This is a genomic window from Sphingorhabdus sp. YGSMI21, from assembly GCF_002776575.1.
Taxonomy (GTDB): domain Bacteria; phylum Pseudomonadota; class Alphaproteobacteria; order Sphingomonadales; family Sphingomonadaceae; genus Parasphingorhabdus.
Genome location: NZ_CP022548.1, coordinates 3,427,140 through 3,445,000 on the forward strand (window position 1 = coordinate 3,427,140; position 17,861 = coordinate 3,445,000).

A 17,861-nucleotide genomic window follows, 5' to 3' on the forward strand; every position below is an offset into this window, starting at 1 on the left:
GTTGGCCACGGCCTTATAGCGATGACCGGCTTCTTGCAATCCATTGAACCGCTTTTATCGCTGCTTTCGCCCTTGATTCCGAAGCAAATGATACCATGTCGAATATAAGGGGACCGCAATTGGAACGCTTTCCGCTTGCGGAGTGTTGGCAAGAAACAAATGAAGAAGGAATATTGATCATGGCAGACGTCAAGAAATCAACCGAAAAGGCGCCGGCAAAAGCCGCAGCGAAAAAGCCCGCCGCGAAAAAAGCGACGGCAAAAAAGCCGGCGGCGACAAAGGACACTTCGGAACAGCGCACGACCAGGGCCCAGAAAGCCGCCCCGCTGAAAGCCGGTGCGACCAAGGCTGCAGCGACGAAAACCGAGACAACGAGTGATTTCAAGGACCGCGCGCTGAGCAAAGCCAAGTCGGCTGCCAGCCAGGGCAAGGAACGTACCGGCACCGCGATCGAGAATCTGAGCCGGATGATCGAGGACAGTGCCAAGACGATCGACGACAATGTCGGCGAGAAATATGGCAACTACGCCCGCTCGGCCGCTGATGCCGTCTCTTCCTTTGCCGAGAAGCTGAATTCCAAGGAAGTCGACGAAATTGTCGAAGACGCGCGCGAATATGTTCGCAAGAGCCCAGCAGTGGCGATCGGCGCGGCCGCAGTGGTCGGATTTCTCGTATCCCGTCTGATCAAATCAGGGATGGATGATAACGACGCATGAGTGTAGCATGGCGTCACCATATTCACGGGTGACGGATGTTGCAGGACAAGGAAATTCCAGTTTTGGATGAGGACCATCTTTCCGCCGACACCGCAGCTACATTTGCGGACGAGCCGGAACCTAAATCGCTAAAATCCCAGCTCGCCGGCCTGATAGAGGACGTGCGTATTTTGGCGCATGCCGAAGTCGAATATTATCGGGTGAAACTGTCGGTCAATATGGCGGCAACCAAGCGTGTTGTCGCGCTTGCGGGCGTTGCGATTATCTGCGGATCGATGGCCATCATCGCTTTCATCCTTGGCATATTGCTGGTTCTGTCAGAATATGTTGGTCCCCTGGCGGCTACAGCCATTGTAACAGGTTTGGCTTTGCTTGTGGCTGCGGTTACCATGAGAATGGCGATCAAAAGGGCGAAAAAGCTGCCGCTGGACGAAACGGATGCGTGAGAATGACAATGCCGAACAAGAATGACGATATATTCAGCCTGCGCAATCTGGCGATCAACCGCGACCAGGCGCGCGCCAATCTGAAGCGTGATACAGCGGAAGCCAAAACGCGGCTGAAACCGGAAAATCTGATGGCCGAAGCAAAGCATAATGCAGCCGAGCGCGTTCGGAAAGCCGGGGCGAACGCGATCGACGGCGTCAGGGCTCACCCGGGACTCACTGCAACCGTCGCCGCCACCGCGACCCTGATCGCGATGCGCAGGCCGATTGCCAGACTCATCGCCAACCGCAAAGCATCCGAGCCGGATCAAACCGAGGAATAGACTATGAACAAACTGACCGACAATATCGACAAGGCCCGTGCAGCATCCCGCGAACGGCTCGAATCGGCGAGGGAAAAGGCAACGGAAAGCTCCGCCGTTGCCCGCGAGAAAATGTCGGCCAGCAAGGCCCGCGCGGCAGCCCTGCTCGGCGAAGGCCGCGAGAAAGCGGCGGAACGCGTCGCCGCGACCAGGGATGTTGCCAAGAAGGCCGTCGAAAAATCCGAAGAGACGATCACCAACAGCCCGCTGGCCATCGTCGCCGGTGGAGCGGCTCTGGGCGTGCTGATCGGCGTGCTGCTGCCTAAGAGCAAGGCCGAAGGCAAATATGTCGGCGCCGCCGGGCGCAAGATCAACGAAACGGCAAAAACCGCCTATCAGGCGGCCAAGGATGCCAGCCGCGACCAGATTGGCGAGCTCGGCCTGACCAACGACAATATGCGCGAACAGTTCAAAGATATGTTTGGCAAAGCGATCGAGGCTGCTAAGACCGCGATGGCCGCAGCACAAGATGCGGTAAAAGAAGAACATCAGGGCAAGAAATGAACGAACAACGCAGCAAAATGCATCTGGTCATGGGCGGACGGGTCAAGGATCCGCGCGGACTGGAATTTGTCAATCTCGACAAGATCGATCTGGTCGGCGTCTATCCCGACTATGAGGAAGCCGAGGACGCGTGGCGTTCAAAGGCCCAGATGACGGTTGACGACGCGGAAATGAAATATGTGGTTGTCCACCTGCACAAGCTGCTCGAGCCGGATGTTCCGCTGGAAGACTGAATAAAAACGCGCGGATCGCGGCGTCTAGGCGCTGCGGAAACGCCATTCCAGCAACGGCCGGGTCAGCACCAGTCCGGCCACAAAACCACCGATATGCGCAAAAATCGCAATGCCCTGGAGACTGCCACGGGTTGCGAAGCCGATCATCAGCTGAATCGCGATCCACGCCAGGGTCAGCCAGATGATCCGCACGATATGGCTTGGAATCGGCCCCACTGCATCGACCCGGTTGCGCGCGAAGAGCAGCGCATAAGCGCCCAGTATAGCCGATATCGCGCCGCTGGCCCCGATGATAGGGACCATCGAATCTCTGTGCGCGGCAAATTCGGCAAAGGCCGCCGCATAAGCGCCTGCGACATAGAGAAGCGCCATAAGCTGCGGTCCCAGTGCCTCTTCGACATAGCGGCCGCAGAACAGCAGCATCACCATATTGAAACCCAGGTGGACGAAGCCGCTGTGCAGGAAAGCCGACGACAAGGGCGTCAGCCAGGCCGGCACCATCCAGCCATAGGCCGACAGGTCGGTCAGTTCACCACTCAGCCGGACCGGAAACATGCCGCCGCGCAGCACCGCCTCCTGCTCCCAGCCGAAAATCCAGATCAACAGAAAGATCACCACATTGGCGATGATCAGGCCGTTGGTCAGTTTCCCAGCCGGAATATGCATGGGGTCTAGATGAACTCGATCTTGTCGAGCAGGAAATATTTGTCGCCGGACGGCACGGTCACTTCGATCTCGTCGCCGACGCTGCGCCCGATCAGGGCCCGGCCAATCGGCGAGTTATAGCTGATCTTGCCGGCTTTGGCATCGGCTTCCGCCTGGCCGACCAGCTGATATTTCACCGGCTTGTCGTCTTCATCGAGCAGGGTCAGCGTTGCGCCGAACACAGCCTTGTCGCCGGACAGGGTCTTCGGATCAATGACCTGGGCGCGGGACAATTTGTCTTCGAGATCGCCAATCGTCGCTTCGACCTGGCCCTGCCGTTCCTTGGCGGCGTGATATTCCGCATTTTCCGAGAGATCGCCATGCGCCCGCGCGGTTTCGATCGCGTCGACGATGATCGGACGCTCCGCTTTCAGCGCCTTGAGTTCGGCCTCCATTTTGGCGTGGCCTTCGGCGAGCATTGGTACTTTTTCAACAGCCATTATATTGGCCTTTCCTTACTGATACGCTGCCGATTTCTGCCGTGCAGCGTCAAAAACAGTTTTCCGGCGCCCCTCTCTGGAAGAGCGCCCGCAGTGTGACAAAATGTCGGAAAATTAAGTCTGCGAAGCCTTATAATAGGACTGAAGCGCGCGAACTTCAAGAGTCTGATCGCGCAAGGCCTCAATCGCCTGCATCACGGCGTTGCTCGCGGTTGCGGTTGTATAGATCGGAATCTTGCCAACCAGCGCCGCCGCCCGGATCGATTTGGAATCCTTGGTCGACTGCCAGCCTTCGGTGGTGTTGAAGATCAGGTTGATATCCCCGTCCTTGATCCGGTCGACAATATGCGGTCGGCCTTCGGCAACCTTGTTGACCTTTTCCACCGTGATGCCGCGTTCCGTCAGATAGGCAGCTGTTCCCGACGTTGCGATCAGCTTGAAGCCCAGCTTCTCGGCCAGACGCGCCGCCGGTTCGATCACCTTCTTGTCAGTTTCCTTGACCGAGATGAAGATCGTGCCGCTATCGGGCAGCCGCGTATTGGCGCCGAGCTGCGACTTGGCAAAGGCAATCGGGAAGCTCTGGTCGATGCCCATGACTTCGCCGGTTGACTTCATTTCCGGCGACAGCACCGGATCGATGCCGGGGAAACGGTTGAACGGGAAGACCGCCTCCTTGACCGCGATATAGTCGATATGCCGGTTGATCTTCGGCAGGTCCTTCAATTTCTCTCCCGCCATGACGCGCGAGGCGATCTTGGCAATCGGCACGCCGATCGCCTTGGCGACAAAGGGCACGGTCCGGCTGGCGCGGGGATTGACCTCGATCAGATAGACTTCGCCATCCTTGACCGCGAACTGGATGTTCATCAGGCCGCGAACCTTCAGGCCGAAAGCCAGGGCCTCGGTTTGCCGTTCCATTTCGGCGATAATATCGTCGGGCAGGCTGTAAGGCGGGATCGTGCAGGCACTGTCACCCGAATGCACGCCGGCCTCTTCAATATGTTGCAGCACGCCGCAGACCACCACCTGGTCACCATCGCAGATCGCATCGACATCGACCTCGATCGCATCGCGCAGATACTGGTCGACCAGCACCGGCTGATCCCCCGACACCTGCACCGCGGTGTTGATATAATCTTCCAGCTGCGCGGGACCATCGACGATTTCCATCGCCCGGCCACCCAGCACGAAGCTTGGCCGGATCAGCACCGGATAGCCGATGCGCTCGGCAATCTTCACCGCTTCGTCGCGGGTCCGGGCCATACCGTTTTCCGGCTGTTTCAGCTTCAGCTTGTTGACCAGCTTGGCAAAGCGTTCGCGGTCTTCGGCCAGATCAATCGCATCCGGCGAGGTCCCGAGGATCGGAATGCCCGCGTCTTCCAGCGCCTGCGCCAGTTTCAGCGGCGTCTGTCCGCCAAATTGCACGACCACGCCAACCAGTTCGCCCGACTGTTGCTCGACGTGCAGGATTTCCAGCACATCCTCGGCGGTCAGCGGCTCGAAATAGAGCCGGTCGGACGTGTCATAGTCGGTCGAAACGGTTTCCGGGTTGCAGTTGACCATGATCGTCTCGAAGCCCGCGTCGGACAGCGCGAAACAGGCGTGGCAGCAGCAATAGTCAAACTCGATCCCCTGCCCGATCCGGTTCGGACCGCCGCCGAGGATGACGATCTTCTTGCGATCCGACGGTTGCGCCTCGCATTCCGGTTCCCCGAAAATCGGCGCTTCGTAGGTCGAATACATATAGGGCGTCTTGGCTTCGAATTCCGCCGCGCAGGTATCGATCCGCTTGAACACCGGCCGCACGCCCAGCCTGTGGCGCAAGGCCCGCACTTCGGCTTCGGTCGTCGCGCCGGCCATGGCGGCCAGCGCGTCGTGGACCAGCCCGTGGCCTTCGGCGACCGCGCGTCCGGTGCCACCGGCGACATGAACCGAATCGATCGCCAGCTTGGCCAGCCGCTCGTCGGAAAAGCCCATGGATTTCAGCTTGCGCAAACCCTGCGCGTCGTTGGGCAGACCATTGTCCATGATCGCCTGCTCGGCATCGACGATTTCGCGGATCCGCGACAGGAACCACGGATCGAAACCGGCGATATCGTGGATCTCCTGGTTGGAGAAACCTTCGCGCATCGCCTGGGCGGCGACGAGAAGGCGATCCGGCGTGGCCCGCGCCAGTGCCGCGGCGATATCTTCCCGCGGCGCGCCGATCAGTTCCTGCACCCGGTTGAAGCCGTCGAGACCGGTTTCCAGACCGCGCAGCGCTTTCTGCATCGATTCATGGATATTACGGCCAATCGCCATGACTTCGCCTACCGACTTCATCGCGGTGGACAGCAAAGGCTCCGCGCCCTTGAACTTTTCAAAGGCAAAGCGCGGGATCTTGGTGACGATATAGTCGATCGTCGGTTCGAAGGACGCGGGGGTCGCGCCGGTAATGTCATTGTCGATCTCGTCGAGCGTATAGCCGACCGCCAGTTTCGCCGCGACGCTAGCAATCGGGAAGCCGGTCGCCTTGGACGCCAGTGCCGAGGACCGCGACACGCGCGGGTTCATCTCGATAACCACCAGCCGGCCGTCCTTCGGATTGACCGCGAACTGCACGTTGGAACCGCCGGTTTCCACGCCGATTTCACGCAGCACCGCGATGCTGGCGTTGCGCATGATCTGATATTCCTTGTCGGTCAGGGTCAGCGCGGGGGCCACGGTGATGCTGTCGCCGGTGTGCACGCCCATCGGATCGACATTCTCGATCGAGCAGATGATGATGCAATTATCGGCCCGGTCGCGGACGACCTCCATCTCATATTCTTTCCAGCCGATCAGGCTTTCATCGATCAGCACCTCGTTGGTCGGCGAGGCTTCCAGCGATGTCTTCACAAAATGGACGAATTCCTCGCGGTTATAGGCCACGCCGCCGCCGGTTCCGCCCATGGTGAAGCTCGGCCGCATGATCGCCGGCAGACCGATATCCTCGAGAATTTCCATTGCCTGTTCTTCGCTGTGCGCGACCGCGCTGCGCGGGCTTTCCAGACCGATCTTGTCCATCGCCGCCTTGAACTTCTCGCGGTCCTCGGCCTTGTCGATCGCCTCGGCATCCGCGCCGATCATCTCGACGCCATATTTCTCCAGCACGCCCATCTTGTTGAGCGAGAGCGCCGTATTCAGCGCCGTCTGCCCGCCCATGGTCGGCAGGATCGCGTCCGGCCGTTCCTTTTCGATGATCTTCTCGACAATTTCCGGCGTGATCGGCTCGATATAGGTTGCATCCGCCATTTCCGGATCGGTCATGATCGTCGCCGGGTTGGAATTGACCAGGATGATCCGGTACCCCTCCTCCTTCAGCGCCTTGCACGCCTGTGTGCCGGAGTAATCAAACTCGCAGGCCTGGCCGATAATGATCGGGCCAGCGCCAATGATGAGGATGGATTTTATGTCAGTTCTTTTGGGCATTAATATTCATCCAAGTTGGCGCTTTCGGCCGCTACGACGCGAACTTCTTCGTTCGGACCGTCTTTAAGAAGGCCAAGAAAGACTTTGCCTCCGATTCCAATTAAGTGTTGAAGTAGCCAATCCCATATCTTGGGAAGGTCAGACAAGAGTTCAGCTTTGCTTTTCTCAAAATCCCGACCAAGGCTCTCTACATATGGGTTCCATTCATGAAGCCACTTGTGCGACCGGCGATAAATCGCCCGCACATCATCAACCGTTAGATTTATTTCCGGCCTTTTCACTATGTAATGTGAAACTCGAGGATCACTGCCTTCAGGTGGCGTCTCTCTTTTGAATGATTCTGGAAAAACCAACTCTTTTTGCTTCGATAGCTTAGCAAATATTTTATCGGCATTCCATTGACCACGAGCATCTTTCGGAATTTGCTTTAAACCGTTATCCAACGCTACTAAACAACTGAATGCTACACCCTCTATGGATTTTCGCATATGAAAAGCGCTAGTTTCGAGAACCGCAAAATCGGAATTAGCATCTGGATGCAGGTTGTTTATTATTTCGTATCTAGCTCTAATATTTATTAGCAACGATTGATACTGTAGATGCGGGGAAGGTTTTTCGACTACAGCCATCACGCCGGATTCTCATCAGAAATCTCGCCATTCTCATTACACGCAAAGCAGCCCCATCCATCATGGTCGATGTCATATTCGCTCTCGATCTCGAGGCATTTGCGGGTCAGTTCGCGGATCGTTTCGCGCTTCGTGTCGAGGTCAATCTGCAGCTCGATCACCCACTCGTCATCCTCGTTGGAGACCAGAGCCGAGCGAAAGCCCCATTTGGCCGCGTCATTCTTCAGCTTGTTGAGATCGGCAACCGCACCGACAAATTGCACGTTAATTTCGCGCACAACATGCGACAAATCGCCGCCATTTGCCATATTTTGCAATATTTCGTCATCAATTGCCCATTCTTCGGCAAGATGCGCAGGATCAATTGGGCTGCTCATTAGCTCAAGCCCCCCACAAATTTCTCGAACAGATAGAAACTGTCCTGCGGGCCGGGGCTGGCTTCGGGGTGATATTGCACGCCATTGACGATCGAATAAATTCTGATTGCGTTGACCATGGAGAGCTATTTACTCCTCAAATTGCTCGTGGCGGCGAGAACATCTGCCACCTCGGCGACGTTGATCGCAATGAGGCGCGGAGGCTTTTTGCAGGCTTTAGAGTTCATAATGACATTTTCGATCACGCCCCCCTGAAACATTTTCAAAGCCCCTTCTCCTTCGAGCTGAGCCGCAGTTCTGGTGGCTGGCGGGACTGCTGTCTTCGGCTTGCACCCCTTCACGTCGACGCTAAACTCCGCTCCCGCAAAGTCTCTCACAACCGAGATCTGCAGGCCGTTGTCCGATTTCGTCATTTTGCAACGATCATAAAGTCCGTCTTCCAGACCAGATTCATTCTCACAGGCAATCTGCCAGCCTGAAACAGACTGCGTTTCGATCCCTGCTGGTGCCGCAAGAAGCAGAATGGTTGATATCAACATCATGAATGTGCTCCCAGCCCCCCGACAAATTTCTCGAACAGATAGAAACTGTCCTGCGGGCCCGGGCTGGCTTCGGGGTGATATTGCACGCCGAATGCGCGCTTGCCGATGATCTCGATGCCGCAATTGCTGCCGTCGAACAGGCTCTTGTGGGTTTCGTGAATAGTGTCGGGCAGCGTTTCGCTGTCCACCGCAAAACCGTGGTTCATGCTGGTGATCTCGACCAGCCCCTCGGTCTCGGCCCAGCCGCCGCCGATCCGCTGCACCGGATGATTGGCGCCACGATGACCCTGGTGCATCTTGACCGTCTTGGCGCCCGCAGCGAGCGCGAGCATCTGGTGGCCAAGGCAGATGCCGAACAGGGGCATATCCGCTTCCAGTAGCTTCTGGATCACCGGAACCGCATAGGAACCGGTCGCCGCCGGATCGCCGGGACCGTTGGACAGAAACACGCCGGCAGGCTTCAACGCCATGATTTCATCAATAGAAGTTTCAGCAGGAACTACAGTGACTTTTGCGCCAGCCTTCACAAGGTTTCTGAAGATATTCCGCTTTGCACCATAATCAATCGCCACCACATGCGGACGAGACGAAGATGCTTCCAAGTCTTCCAGTGGCGCATAGCCGTGACCCAGCCGCCACGCTCCGCCCTTGTCCCACAAATGCGTCTGGTGCCCGGTCACTTCCTTCGCCAGATCCAGGCCTTCCAGCCCCGGCCAGGCCCGCGCCTTGGCGAGCAGTTCGTCGATATCGAACTTGCCATCGGGATCATAAGCGATCACCGCATTGGGCGCGCCGGCTTCCCGGATCCGCCGGGTCAAAGCCCTTGTATCGACACCGGAAATTCCGATCCGGCCCTGTTCTGCCATCCACTGGTCAAACGGCTTCTGGTCGCGGAAATTGGACGGCGCGGTAATATCCTCGCGGACGATACAGCCCAGGGCATGCGGATTGTCCGCCTCGACATCATCCTCGTTGGTGCCGACATTGCCGATATGGGGAAAGGTGAAGGTCACGATCTGCCCGGCATAGCTGGGGTCGGTCATCACTTCCTGATAGCCGGTCATCGCGGTGTTGAAGCAGACTTCACCGACCGCAGAGCCGGTCGCGCCAAAGCCCCTGCCCCAGATGATCGTGCCATCGGCCAATACCAATATCCCTGTTGCACCCTCGGGAGCGGCGGGATTATGGGCATGGGTCATGGGCTGTTCCTTTGGGTCCGTCATAGGCGCAAAATTTCATGGGACCTAGGGCCAGATTTCTGGCGTCACAATCTATGAAAAATATTATGTTCCCGCTATGGTGGTCGCTTATTCCAAAAATATGAGGGACGCCATGATTCGCGAGACCGTGAAAGCCGCGCAAATTGCCGCCATGAAGGCCGGTGACAAGGATCGCACCGCCGCGACCCGCAGCATATTGGCGAAGATCAAGGACAAGGACATCGAACTGCGCACCAAGGATGCCGCAGTGGACGATGACGCGATGGTCACCGATGTCCTGCAGAAAATGGCCAAGCAACGCCGCGAATCGATCGCCATGTTCGAAAGCGGCGGCCGCACCGAACTCGCCGCCGCCGAGAAACAGGAACTGGCCGTGATCGAGGAATTCCTCCCCGCACAACTGAGCGAGGAAGAAACCGCTGCGCTGATCGCCGGCATCAAGACCGAACTCGGCGCCGACAGCATGAAAGACATGGGCCGCGTGATGGGCGAACTGAAAAAGCGCCACGGCACCGAAATCGACATGAGCAAAGCCAGCGCGCTGGTGAAGGCGGCGCTTTCGTGACACGGAGGACAACCCGTTTGTGTCGAGCAACTCCAGTCTGTTTGTATCGAGCGACTGTAGTCCGTTCGTGTCGAGCGAAGTCGAGACACCCGGGAGGCGCGTAATTGGCCTTTTGGACCTACATGCTGCTATGTGCAGACGGTAAGTTCTACACCGGTCACACGGATGATTTGGAGCGCCGGATAGCTGAACATAGCAGCGGTGGATATTGTAAGTTTACGAGCCAGCGACGACCTGTAGAATTGGTTTGGTCCGAGACCTTCCCGACTCGAGAAGAGGCTTTATCGGCCGAACTCACCGTCAAGAAATGGTCCCAGGCCAAAAAGCGCGCTCTCATTGCAGGTGACTGGAAGAAATTGTCCTATTTTGCGAAGCCTCCGACAGAACGTCTCTCGACTTCGCTCGACACGAACGGAGAGGCCAGCGCCCAAAACACCGTTCGTGTCGAGCGTAGTCGAGACACCGAGACTGCAGAATGACCCTCACCCCGCAATGGCTGGAAGAACTGCGCTCGCGTGTCACGCTGTCGACGCTGATCGGGCGCACGGTCAAAATCCAGAAGGCGGGTCGCGAATATAAGGCCTGCTGCCCGTTCCATAACGAGAAATCGCCCAGCTTCACGATCAACGACGAAAAGGGCTTTTATCATTGTTTCGGTTGCGGCGCCCATGGCGATGCGATCAGTTGGATGACCGAGCAGCGCGGGCTGGGCTTCATGGACGCGGTCAAGGATCTCGCCGCCGAAGCGCAGATGGAAGTCCCTGCCCCCGACCCGCGCGCGGCGCAGCGGCAGGAGGTCCGAGCGACGCTGCATGACGTGATGGCGGCAGCGCAGGACTGGTTTGTCGAGCGTTTCAACAGCACCGAGGGCGCGGCGGCGCGGGACTATCTGAAGAACCGTGGCATATCGGAGAGCACGATCCGCGAATTCGGCTTCGGCTTTGCCCCCAATTCGCGCGGACGGCTCAAGGACGCCCTGTCGAAACATGGCGTGGACCGGCTGGTCGAGGCGGGCCTGCTGATCAAGGTTGATGACAAGGATCCCTATGACCGATTCCGCGGTCGCCTGATGATCCCGATCCGCGATCCGCGCGGCCGGGTCATTGCTTTTGGCGGGCGGATATTGGGCGATGGCGAGCCGAAATATCTCAATAGCCCCGACACGCCTTTGTTTGACAAGGGCCGGACGCTTTACAATCTGGACAAGGCTTCGCCGGCCTCTCGCCAGACCGGCCGGATATTGGTGGTCGAAGGCTATATGGATGCGATTGCACTGGCTCAGGCCGGCTTCAAGGATGTCGTCGCGCCGCTCGGCACGGCGCTGACCGAGCATCAGATCGAGCGGATCTGGAAGATGGTCGAGGCCCCGATCCTCTGCTTTGACGGCGATAATGCGGGTCAGAAAGCGGCGATGCGCGCAGCCGTGCGCGCCCTGCCCATCTTACGCCCATCGCACAGCCTGAATTTCATTTCGCTGCCCGCAGGACAGGATCCCGACGATCTGATCCGGGCCGAGGGTGCCCATGCCTTTGCTGCCGTGATCGCCAGGCCGCAGATGCTCGACGAGAAGATCTGGCAAGTCGAATATGACGCAGAACCGCTCAACTCGCCCGAAACCAAGGCGGGTCTCAAGAAACGGCTGTTTGACCATGTCCGCGATATCGCCGATCAGGATATCGCCCAGCATTACCGGCAAGTATTCAACGAACGCTACCAGTCGACCTTTTTTGCCCGGACGGACAATCGTTCCGAAGGCCGGCGCCCGCAAAATTCGAACCGCAAGTTCCCGTCGAAATTTGTCTCCTACAAGCCGACGGATGATACAAAATCCTTCCTGATCGAAGGCTATGACCTGCAGATTGCGAAAGGCATATTGGGCGGCCTGATCCGGCATCCGTGCCGGATTTCCAGCCATTTCGAGGAGCTCAGCGCGATCCGGCTGGCCGATTCGCAGATGCAGTTGCTGCTCGGTGAACTGATCAATGTCGCGATGCGCAAAGAAACGCTTGATATGCAGGGCCTTCTTACCATATTGGAGAAGACAGATTGTTATAATGTCGCAAAAGGGCTGTTACGGGCCGATGCGCTGAATTTCACTTTCAACCGCAAACTGCCAGACGATGCCCCTTCGCTATTGATCGAACGGGCGCATCGGGACTTGGCGGAAGCGATAAAAGTGGTGACGGCGCGTCCCGGACTGGAAGCGGCTCTCGCGGAGGCAACGCGGCGGGTGCAGGATGATCTTACGGAAGAAAGTTATGCCGAACAGCAACGCCTTCGCAAAGCGAAACAGTTATTTCACGAGCGGTTGGTCGAACTGACCCAGATCGACGACGCAATATAGTTTTTAAATTAGGGGCCTGAGCCATTGGCAAGTAAAGCAAAACACACCAAAGCCGAAGACGAACCGTTGATTGATCTCAACGATAGCGCCATCAAGAAATTGATCGCTCAAGGTAAGAAGCGCGGCTATCTGACGATTGACGAGCTGAACGAAGCCCTGCCCCAGGACCAGAACGAGCAGATCGAGGACGTCATGTCCGCGATTTCCGAAATGGGTGTCCGGATTGTCGAGAATGACGAGGAAGCCGCCGAGGAAATGGCCGGCGAAGAAGTCGAATCCATCGACGGCAAGGACAAGGACAAGAAATCCGCTGCTGCCGCTCCGAAAAAGGCGACCGGTGACCGCACCGACGATCCCGTTCGCATGTATCTGCGCGAAATGGGCGCGGTTGAACTGCTCAGCCGCGAGGGCGAGATTGCCATCGCCAAGCGTATCGAGGCCGGCCGCGACACGATGATCTGGGGCCTTTGCGAAAGCCCGACCACGTTCAACGCGATCATCGAATGGTCGACGGCCCTCAACGACGGCGAAATGCAGCTGCGCGAAATTCTCGATCTCGACGCTATGCTCTCCAAGGATCCTGTTCCGGAAAATCTGGAAGAGGCTGAAGACGATGATGATGGCGAAATCAGCGAGAAAACCGCCGGACCCTCGTTCAAGGATGATGACGAGGTCGAGGATGAAGAATCGGCCGATGGCGAAGATGATGATGAAGCCGAGCTGACCGAACGCCGCACCAAGCGGGTGGTCGAAGAGGAAGAGGAAGACAACACCCTTTCCCTCGCGCAGATGGAAGAAGCGCTGAAACCCGACGCGCTGGAAAAATTCGCGCTGATCACCTCGGTGTTCAAGAAATTCTCCAAATTGCAGACGACCCGGCTGGAATCGCTGGCGGCGGGCAAGGAATTCCCGGCAGCTTCGGAGAAAAAATATCACGATTTGCGCGAAGAACTGACCGCTTTGGTCGAAAGCGTGCAGTTTCATGCCAATAAAATCGAGTTTCTGGTCGACCAGCTTTACTCGTTCAACCGGCGCCTGACCACGCTTGGTGGACAGATGCTCCGTCTTGCCGAGCGCCACAAGGTTCCGCGTCGCGCCTTTCTGGAAAGCTATGTCGGCAACGAACTGGACGACAACTGGCTGTCCAGCATGGCAAAAGTCGACAAGAAATGGGCGGCTTTTGTCGAGAAGGAAGCCGATGCGGTTGATCGCATCCGGGCGGAAATCTCCGATATTGCCAATGCCACCGGCACCTCGCTGGTCGAATTCCGCCGGATCGTCAACATGGTCCAGAAGGGCGAGCGCGAAGCGCGTATCGCCAAGAAGGAAATGGTCGAGGCCAATCTCCGTCTGGTGATCTCGATCGCCAAGAAATATACCAACCGCGGCCTGCAATTTCTCGATCTGATTCAGGAAGGCAATATCGGCCTGATGAAAGCGGTCGACAAGTTCGAATATCGCCGCGGCTACAAGTTCAGCACTTACGCGACATGGTGGATTCGCCAGGCGATCACGCGGTCTATTGCCGATCAGGCGCGGACCATCCGTATTCCGGTCCATATGATCGAAACGATTAACAAGCTGGTTCGCACCAGCCGCCAGTTCCTGCACGAACAGGGCCGCGAACCGACACCGGAGGAAATGGCCGAACGCCTTTCCATGCCGCTCGAAAAAGTGCGCAAGGTGATGAAAATCGCCAAGGAGCCGATTTCGCTTGAAACGCCGATCGGTGATGAAGAAGATTCGCACCTGGGTGATTTCATCGAGGACAAGAATGCGATCATTCCGGTGGACGCCGCTATACAGGCCAATCTGAAGGAAACCGTGACTCGCGTATTGGCCAGCCTGACTCCCCGCGAAGAGCGCGTGCTGCGTATGCGCTTCGGGATCGGTATGAACACCGATCACACGCTCGAGGAAGTCGGCCAGCAGTTCAGCGTGACTCGCGAGCGTATCCGGCAGATCGAAGCCAAGGCCTTGCGCAAGCTCAAGCACCCCAGCCGCAGCCGCAAGATGCGCAGTTTTCTCGATCAGTAATATTGGAGACAGGAACCGGCTGCTATGGTTTGCAAATCCCTAACAGCCGGTAAACCTACTCTTTAGGTATCGTTGTTATATTCGAAGACTGACGAGGGTGCTCAACGCATTTTCGCAACCTTATTCGGATATCGGAAACGCGATGCTAGGACAAAATGCACAATTGATGACAGAGCCAGGGTTCGCCGGGCAATTCGTTAGTTTTGGCAGCGATTCAGCGCCTTATGTACAGCTTGTCTTGGAGGATTTTTCCGTGCTGTCGGGGGCTGATATCGCCGATATCGTGCATTTCCTGTGCGTTTTGCACGGACGGCATCCGGGCGTAATCGATCATGCGGCGACCAAGACCGTTGATGATGCCGCACGGGAATGGCTGATCCAGGCGACCGACGGCTTTGCCGCCGAACGCGCCTTTCTGACCAAACTGACCGTAGCTGCCGGCCCGATTTCGGGCGTCAGCCTGGATGACCAGAGCAACGCCGCAGTTCTGGGTCAACGCAAGGCGCTGGAAATGCTGTCCCAGTCGGAACGCGCGGGATGCGCGATCGGCGCTGCCATCGCACTGGTTGCCGACTGGCATTGCGTCCGAAATATACTGGAACAGATCGCCTTGCGCGTCGGAGTAGAAGCGCGCGCGTCGATCTTGCCGAGCGTTGCGGCGACCACCGAGCTTAACAGCCTGCTGGCGGACACCCCTGCCCTGGAAAGAGCCCTCAATTTCGGGGCCGAGCAATTGCTCAACCAGCATCGCGGGCTGTGGCAACTTCTGGAAGCGCGCCGGAACATGCGGCTTTCCCGATAAACCTGGCGGCGGTTTCCGCAAAAATTAACTAAATGATTAACTTGCCTGGAAGGGGAGTTTTCCCTATCGCCTTTGCTTTGACGTTCACGGCAAGGAATAGAAAATCATGCGTTTTGACGGTACCAAAGACTATGTTGCAACCGATGATCTGAAGGTTGCTGTCAATGCTGCCATGACCCTCCGCCGCCCTCTGCTGGTCAAGGGTGAACCGGGCACCGGCAAGACGGTACTGGCCTATGAAATCGCCAAGGCGATGGGCACGCCGCTGATCGAATGGAATGTCAAATCCACCACCAAGGCGCATCAGGGTCTTTACGAATATGATGCGGTTGCGCGGCTTCGCGACGGCCAGCTGGGCGACGAGCGGGTCCATGATATTTCCAACTATATCCGCAAGGGCAAGCTGTGGGAGGCCTTCACTGCCCCCGAACTGCCCGTGCTGCTGATCGACGAAATCGACAAGGCCGATATCGAGTTTCCGAACGACCTGTTGCAGGAACTCGATCGCATGGAATTCCACGTTTACGAGACCAAGGAAACGGTCAAGGCGACGGAACGTCCGATCGTAATCATCACTTCGAACAACGAGAAGGAACTGCCCGACGCCTTCCTGCGCCGCTGTTTCTTCCACTATATCAAATTCCCGGATCGCGAGACGATGCAGGATATCATCAACGTCCATTTCCCCGACATTCAGGGCATATTGGTCAAGAAGGCGATGGATATTTTCTACGATGTCCGCGACGTCCCGGGCCTCAAGAAAAAGCCTAGCACCAGCGAATTGCTCGATTGGCTGAAGCTGATCCTCAACGAGGACATGCCGCTCGAAGCGCTGCAATCGAACGACAGCAGCAAGGCGATCCCGCCCCTGCACGGTGCGTTGCTCAAGAACGAACAGGACGTGATGCTGTTCGAACGCCTGGCCTTCATGGCGAAACGCGAAGCGCGCTAGGCAAAGGCAGACACGATGTTCTTTAATTTCATGGACGAACTCAGGGCCGCCGGGATTTCGGCGTCGCTCAAGGAACATCTGGTGCTGCTCGAGGCGCTCGAAAAGGACGTTATCCAGCGTAGTCCGGAGGAATTCTATTATCTCTCCCGCGCAACCTTCGTGAAAGACGAAGGCTTGCTCGACCGTTTCGATCAGGTTTTTTCAAAGGTCTTCAAAGGCATCGAAACCTCCTACGGCACGGAAGAAGAGGATATCCCGCTCGACTGGCTGAAAGCGGTTGCCGAGAAATATCTCTCCGAAGAGGAAATGGAAAAGATCAAGTCGCTCGGCAGCTGGGACGAGATCATGGAAACGCTGAAAGAGCGGCTCGAGGAACAGCAGAAACGCCACGAGGGCGGCAACAAATGGATCGGCACCGGCGGCACCTCGCCTTACGGCAATTCCGGCTATAATCCAGAAGGCGTCCGGATTGGCGGTGAAGGCGGCCAGAAAAAGGCGATCAAGGTCTGGGACAAGCGCGAATTCCAGAATCTCGATAACACCAAGCTGCTCGGTACGCGCAATATCAAGGTCGCGCTCCGGCGCCTGCGCAAATTTGCCCGCGAGGGTGCTGCCGACGAGCTCGATATCGACCGGACAATCAATGGCACGGCCAAACAGGGCTGGCTCGACATTCACATGCGCCCGGAACGGCATAATGCGGTGAAGCTGCTATTGTTTCTCGACGTCGGCGGGTCGATGGATCCGTTTATCAAGCTATGCGAGGAGCTGTTCAGCGCGGCGACCACCGAGTTCAAGAATCTCGAATTTTTCTATTTCCACAACTGCCCTTACGAAGGCCTCTGGAAAGACAATCGCCGCCGCTTTTCCGAGCGCACCAACACCTGGGATGTGCTCCACAAATATGGTCATGACTATAAGCTGATCTTCGTCGGCGACGCGTCGATGAGCCCCTATGAAATCACCCATCCGGGCGGTTCGGTCGAGCATTTCAACGAGGAAGCCGGCGTGACCTGGATGCAGCGCCTGACCAACACATACCCTGCTGCGGCCTGGCTCAACCCGGTTCCGGAAAAGCAATGGGGCTATTCCCAAAGCGTCAAGATCATCCGCGAACTGATGAATGACCGGATGTATCCGTTGACGGTCGACGGCCTGAGCGATGCGATGAAAGAATTGACCCGCAAACAGGGATGAGGCTCAGCCCTCGATTGCGAGCAGGGTCGTTCCGTCATATTTTTCGGCGGCCGGCTCAAAAACGTCCGACTTTTCGAAATGCAGGTCTTCCACGCGCACATCTTTCAGGCCGGAAAGCTTGAAGGTTCCAAGCTTGACCTCCCGCGGCGGTTGCCCGTCTTTTTCCAGCGGAACGGCGTCGACATACATTTCGTCATGGCGCGTATAGAGAATATGCGGCGCCAACTTGAAGGCCGTATTGTTGTAAGTGGCGGCCACGCATTTTTTGAGCGCGACGCCTTCGAAAAACTCTTTACTCGGTAACATGGCGGCTGATTACCAGATCACAGACCAAATGCAA

Annotated in this window: 20 protein-coding genes; 12 read left to right on the forward strand and 8 right to left on the reverse strand. The window is 57.2% G+C overall.

Annotated elements, in window-relative coordinates; all coding sequences use genetic code 11:
• Window positions 1-179 precede the first annotated feature (179 nt).
• The 5 genes from CHN51_RS16440 (at window position 180) to CHN51_RS16460 (ending at window position 2,261) form a co-directional block, all read left to right on the forward strand.
• Window positions 180-716: a hypothetical protein gene (locus tag CHN51_RS16440; protein ID WP_123906343.1), complete on the forward strand. Its 537-nt coding sequence runs from the start codon at window positions 180-182 to the stop codon at window positions 714-716.
• A gap of 62 nt (window positions 717-778) precedes the next feature.
• Window positions 779-1,162 carry a phage holin family protein gene (locus CHN51_RS16445; protein ID WP_164089256.1) on the forward strand — a complete coding sequence of 128 codons (384 nt, stop codon included), beginning with the start codon at window positions 779-781 and terminating at the stop codon, window positions 1,160-1,162.
• 2 nt (window positions 1,163-1,164) lie between these two features.
• Window positions 1,165-1,485, forward strand: a complete 321-nt coding sequence (locus CHN51_RS16450) for a hypothetical protein (RefSeq protein ID WP_100094981.1) — start codon at window positions 1,165-1,167, stop codon at window positions 1,483-1,485.
• A gap of 3 nt (window positions 1,486-1,488) precedes the next feature.
• A complete protein-coding gene (locus tag CHN51_RS16455) occupies window positions 1,489-2,028 on the forward strand; it encodes a hypothetical protein (RefSeq protein WP_100094982.1) in 540 nt (179 codons plus the stop codon).
• Complete coding sequence (locus tag CHN51_RS16460) at window positions 2,025-2,261, forward strand: DUF4170 domain-containing protein (RefSeq protein ID WP_100094983.1); 237 nt, start codon at window positions 2,025-2,027, stop codon at window positions 2,259-2,261. The genes CHN51_RS16455 and CHN51_RS16460 overlap by 4 nt, the downstream gene beginning before the upstream one ends.
• Before the next feature lie 24 nt (window positions 2,262-2,285).
• On the opposite strand, the gene CHN51_RS16465 is transcribed toward CHN51_RS16460, so the two are convergent.
• The 7 genes from CHN51_RS16465 to carA all read right to left on the reverse strand — a co-directional run bounded on the left by CHN51_RS16465 (window position 2,286) and on the right by carA (window position 9,603).
• Entirely contained in the window at window positions 2,286-2,927 is a 642-nt protein-coding gene (locus CHN51_RS16465; RefSeq protein ID WP_100094984.1) for a rhomboid family intramembrane serine protease, read from the reverse strand.
• Window positions 2,928-2,932: 5 nt separating this feature from the next.
• The gene (gene greA, locus CHN51_RS16470; protein ID WP_100094985.1) at window positions 2,933-3,409 is read right to left on the reverse strand and encodes a transcription elongation factor GreA; all 477 of its coding nucleotides are present in this window, start codon (window positions 3,407-3,409) and stop codon (window positions 2,933-2,935) included.
• Between the two features lie 111 nt (window positions 3,410-3,520).
• Window positions 3,521-6,856 carry a carbamoyl-phosphate synthase large subunit gene (gene carB / locus CHN51_RS16475; RefSeq protein ID WP_100094986.1) on the reverse strand — a complete coding sequence of 1,112 codons (3,336 nt, stop codon included), beginning with the start codon at window positions 6,854-6,856 and terminating at the stop codon, window positions 3,521-3,523.
• Complete coding sequence (locus CHN51_RS16480; protein WP_100094987.1) at window positions 6,856-7,485, reverse strand: hypothetical protein; 630 nt, start codon at window positions 7,483-7,485, stop codon at window positions 6,856-6,858. Before CHN51_RS16480 ends, carB begins: the two co-directional genes overlap by 1 nt.
• Entirely contained in the window at window positions 7,485-7,862 is a 378-nt protein-coding gene (locus CHN51_RS16485) for a ribonuclease E inhibitor RraB (protein WP_100094988.1), read from the reverse strand. The genes CHN51_RS16480 and CHN51_RS16485 overlap by 1 nt, the downstream gene beginning before the upstream one ends.
• Window positions 7,863-7,987: 125 nt before the next feature.
• The gene (locus tag CHN51_RS16490; protein ID WP_100094989.1) at window positions 7,988-8,404 is read right to left on the reverse strand and encodes a hypothetical protein; all 417 of its coding nucleotides are present in this window, start codon (window positions 8,402-8,404) and stop codon (window positions 7,988-7,990) included.
• Window positions 8,401-9,603, reverse strand: a complete 1,203-nt coding sequence (carA, locus tag CHN51_RS16495; RefSeq protein ID WP_100095712.1) for a glutamine-hydrolyzing carbamoyl-phosphate synthase small subunit — start codon at window positions 9,601-9,603, stop codon at window positions 8,401-8,403. The genes CHN51_RS16490 and carA overlap by 4 nt, the downstream gene beginning before the upstream one ends.
• A gap of 133 nt (window positions 9,604-9,736) precedes the next feature.
• Here carA and CHN51_RS16500 point away from each other — a divergent pair, with 133 nt between their 5' ends.
• From CHN51_RS16500 to CHN51_RS16530, 7 genes are all read left to right on the forward strand, one after another.
• Window positions 9,737-10,189 (forward strand): GatB/YqeY domain-containing protein, encoded by a 453-nt coding sequence (locus CHN51_RS16500; RefSeq protein ID WP_100095713.1) that lies wholly within the window; start codon window positions 9,737-9,739, stop codon window positions 10,187-10,189.
• Between the two features lie 122 nt (window positions 10,190-10,311).
• Entirely contained in the window at window positions 10,312-10,668 is a 357-nt protein-coding gene (locus CHN51_RS16505; RefSeq protein WP_240616961.1) for a GIY-YIG nuclease family protein, read from the forward strand.
• Window positions 10,665-12,533: a DNA primase gene (gene dnaG / locus CHN51_RS16510; protein ID WP_100094991.1), complete on the forward strand. Its 1,869-nt coding sequence runs from the start codon at window positions 10,665-10,667 to the stop codon at window positions 12,531-12,533. The genes CHN51_RS16505 and dnaG overlap by 4 nt, the downstream gene beginning before the upstream one ends.
• Before the next feature lie 24 nt (window positions 12,534-12,557).
• Window positions 12,558-14,570 carry an RNA polymerase sigma factor RpoD gene (rpoD, locus tag CHN51_RS16515; RefSeq protein ID WP_100094992.1) on the forward strand — a complete coding sequence of 671 codons (2,013 nt, stop codon included), beginning with the start codon at window positions 12,558-12,560 and terminating at the stop codon, window positions 14,568-14,570.
• Window positions 14,571-14,736: 166 nt separating this feature from the next.
• On the forward strand, window positions 14,737-15,372 hold the full coding sequence (locus CHN51_RS16520) for a hypothetical protein (RefSeq protein ID WP_100094993.1): 636 nt from the start codon (window positions 14,737-14,739) through the stop codon (window positions 15,370-15,372).
• A gap of 106 nt (window positions 15,373-15,478) precedes the next feature.
• A complete protein-coding gene (locus tag CHN51_RS16525) occupies window positions 15,479-16,324 on the forward strand; it encodes a MoxR family ATPase (protein ID WP_100094994.1) in 846 nt (281 codons plus the stop codon).
• A gap of 15 nt (window positions 16,325-16,339) precedes the next feature.
• On the forward strand, window positions 16,340-17,521 hold the full coding sequence (locus CHN51_RS16530; RefSeq protein WP_100094995.1) for a VWA domain-containing protein: 1,182 nt from the start codon (window positions 16,340-16,342) through the stop codon (window positions 17,519-17,521).
• Between the two features lie 3 nt (window positions 17,522-17,524).
• On the opposite strand, the gene CHN51_RS16535 is transcribed toward CHN51_RS16530, so the two are convergent.
• A complete protein-coding gene (locus CHN51_RS16535) occupies window positions 17,525-17,827 on the reverse strand; it encodes a hypothetical protein (RefSeq protein ID WP_100094996.1) in 303 nt (100 codons plus the stop codon).
• Window positions 17,828-17,861: the final 34 nt, after the last annotated feature.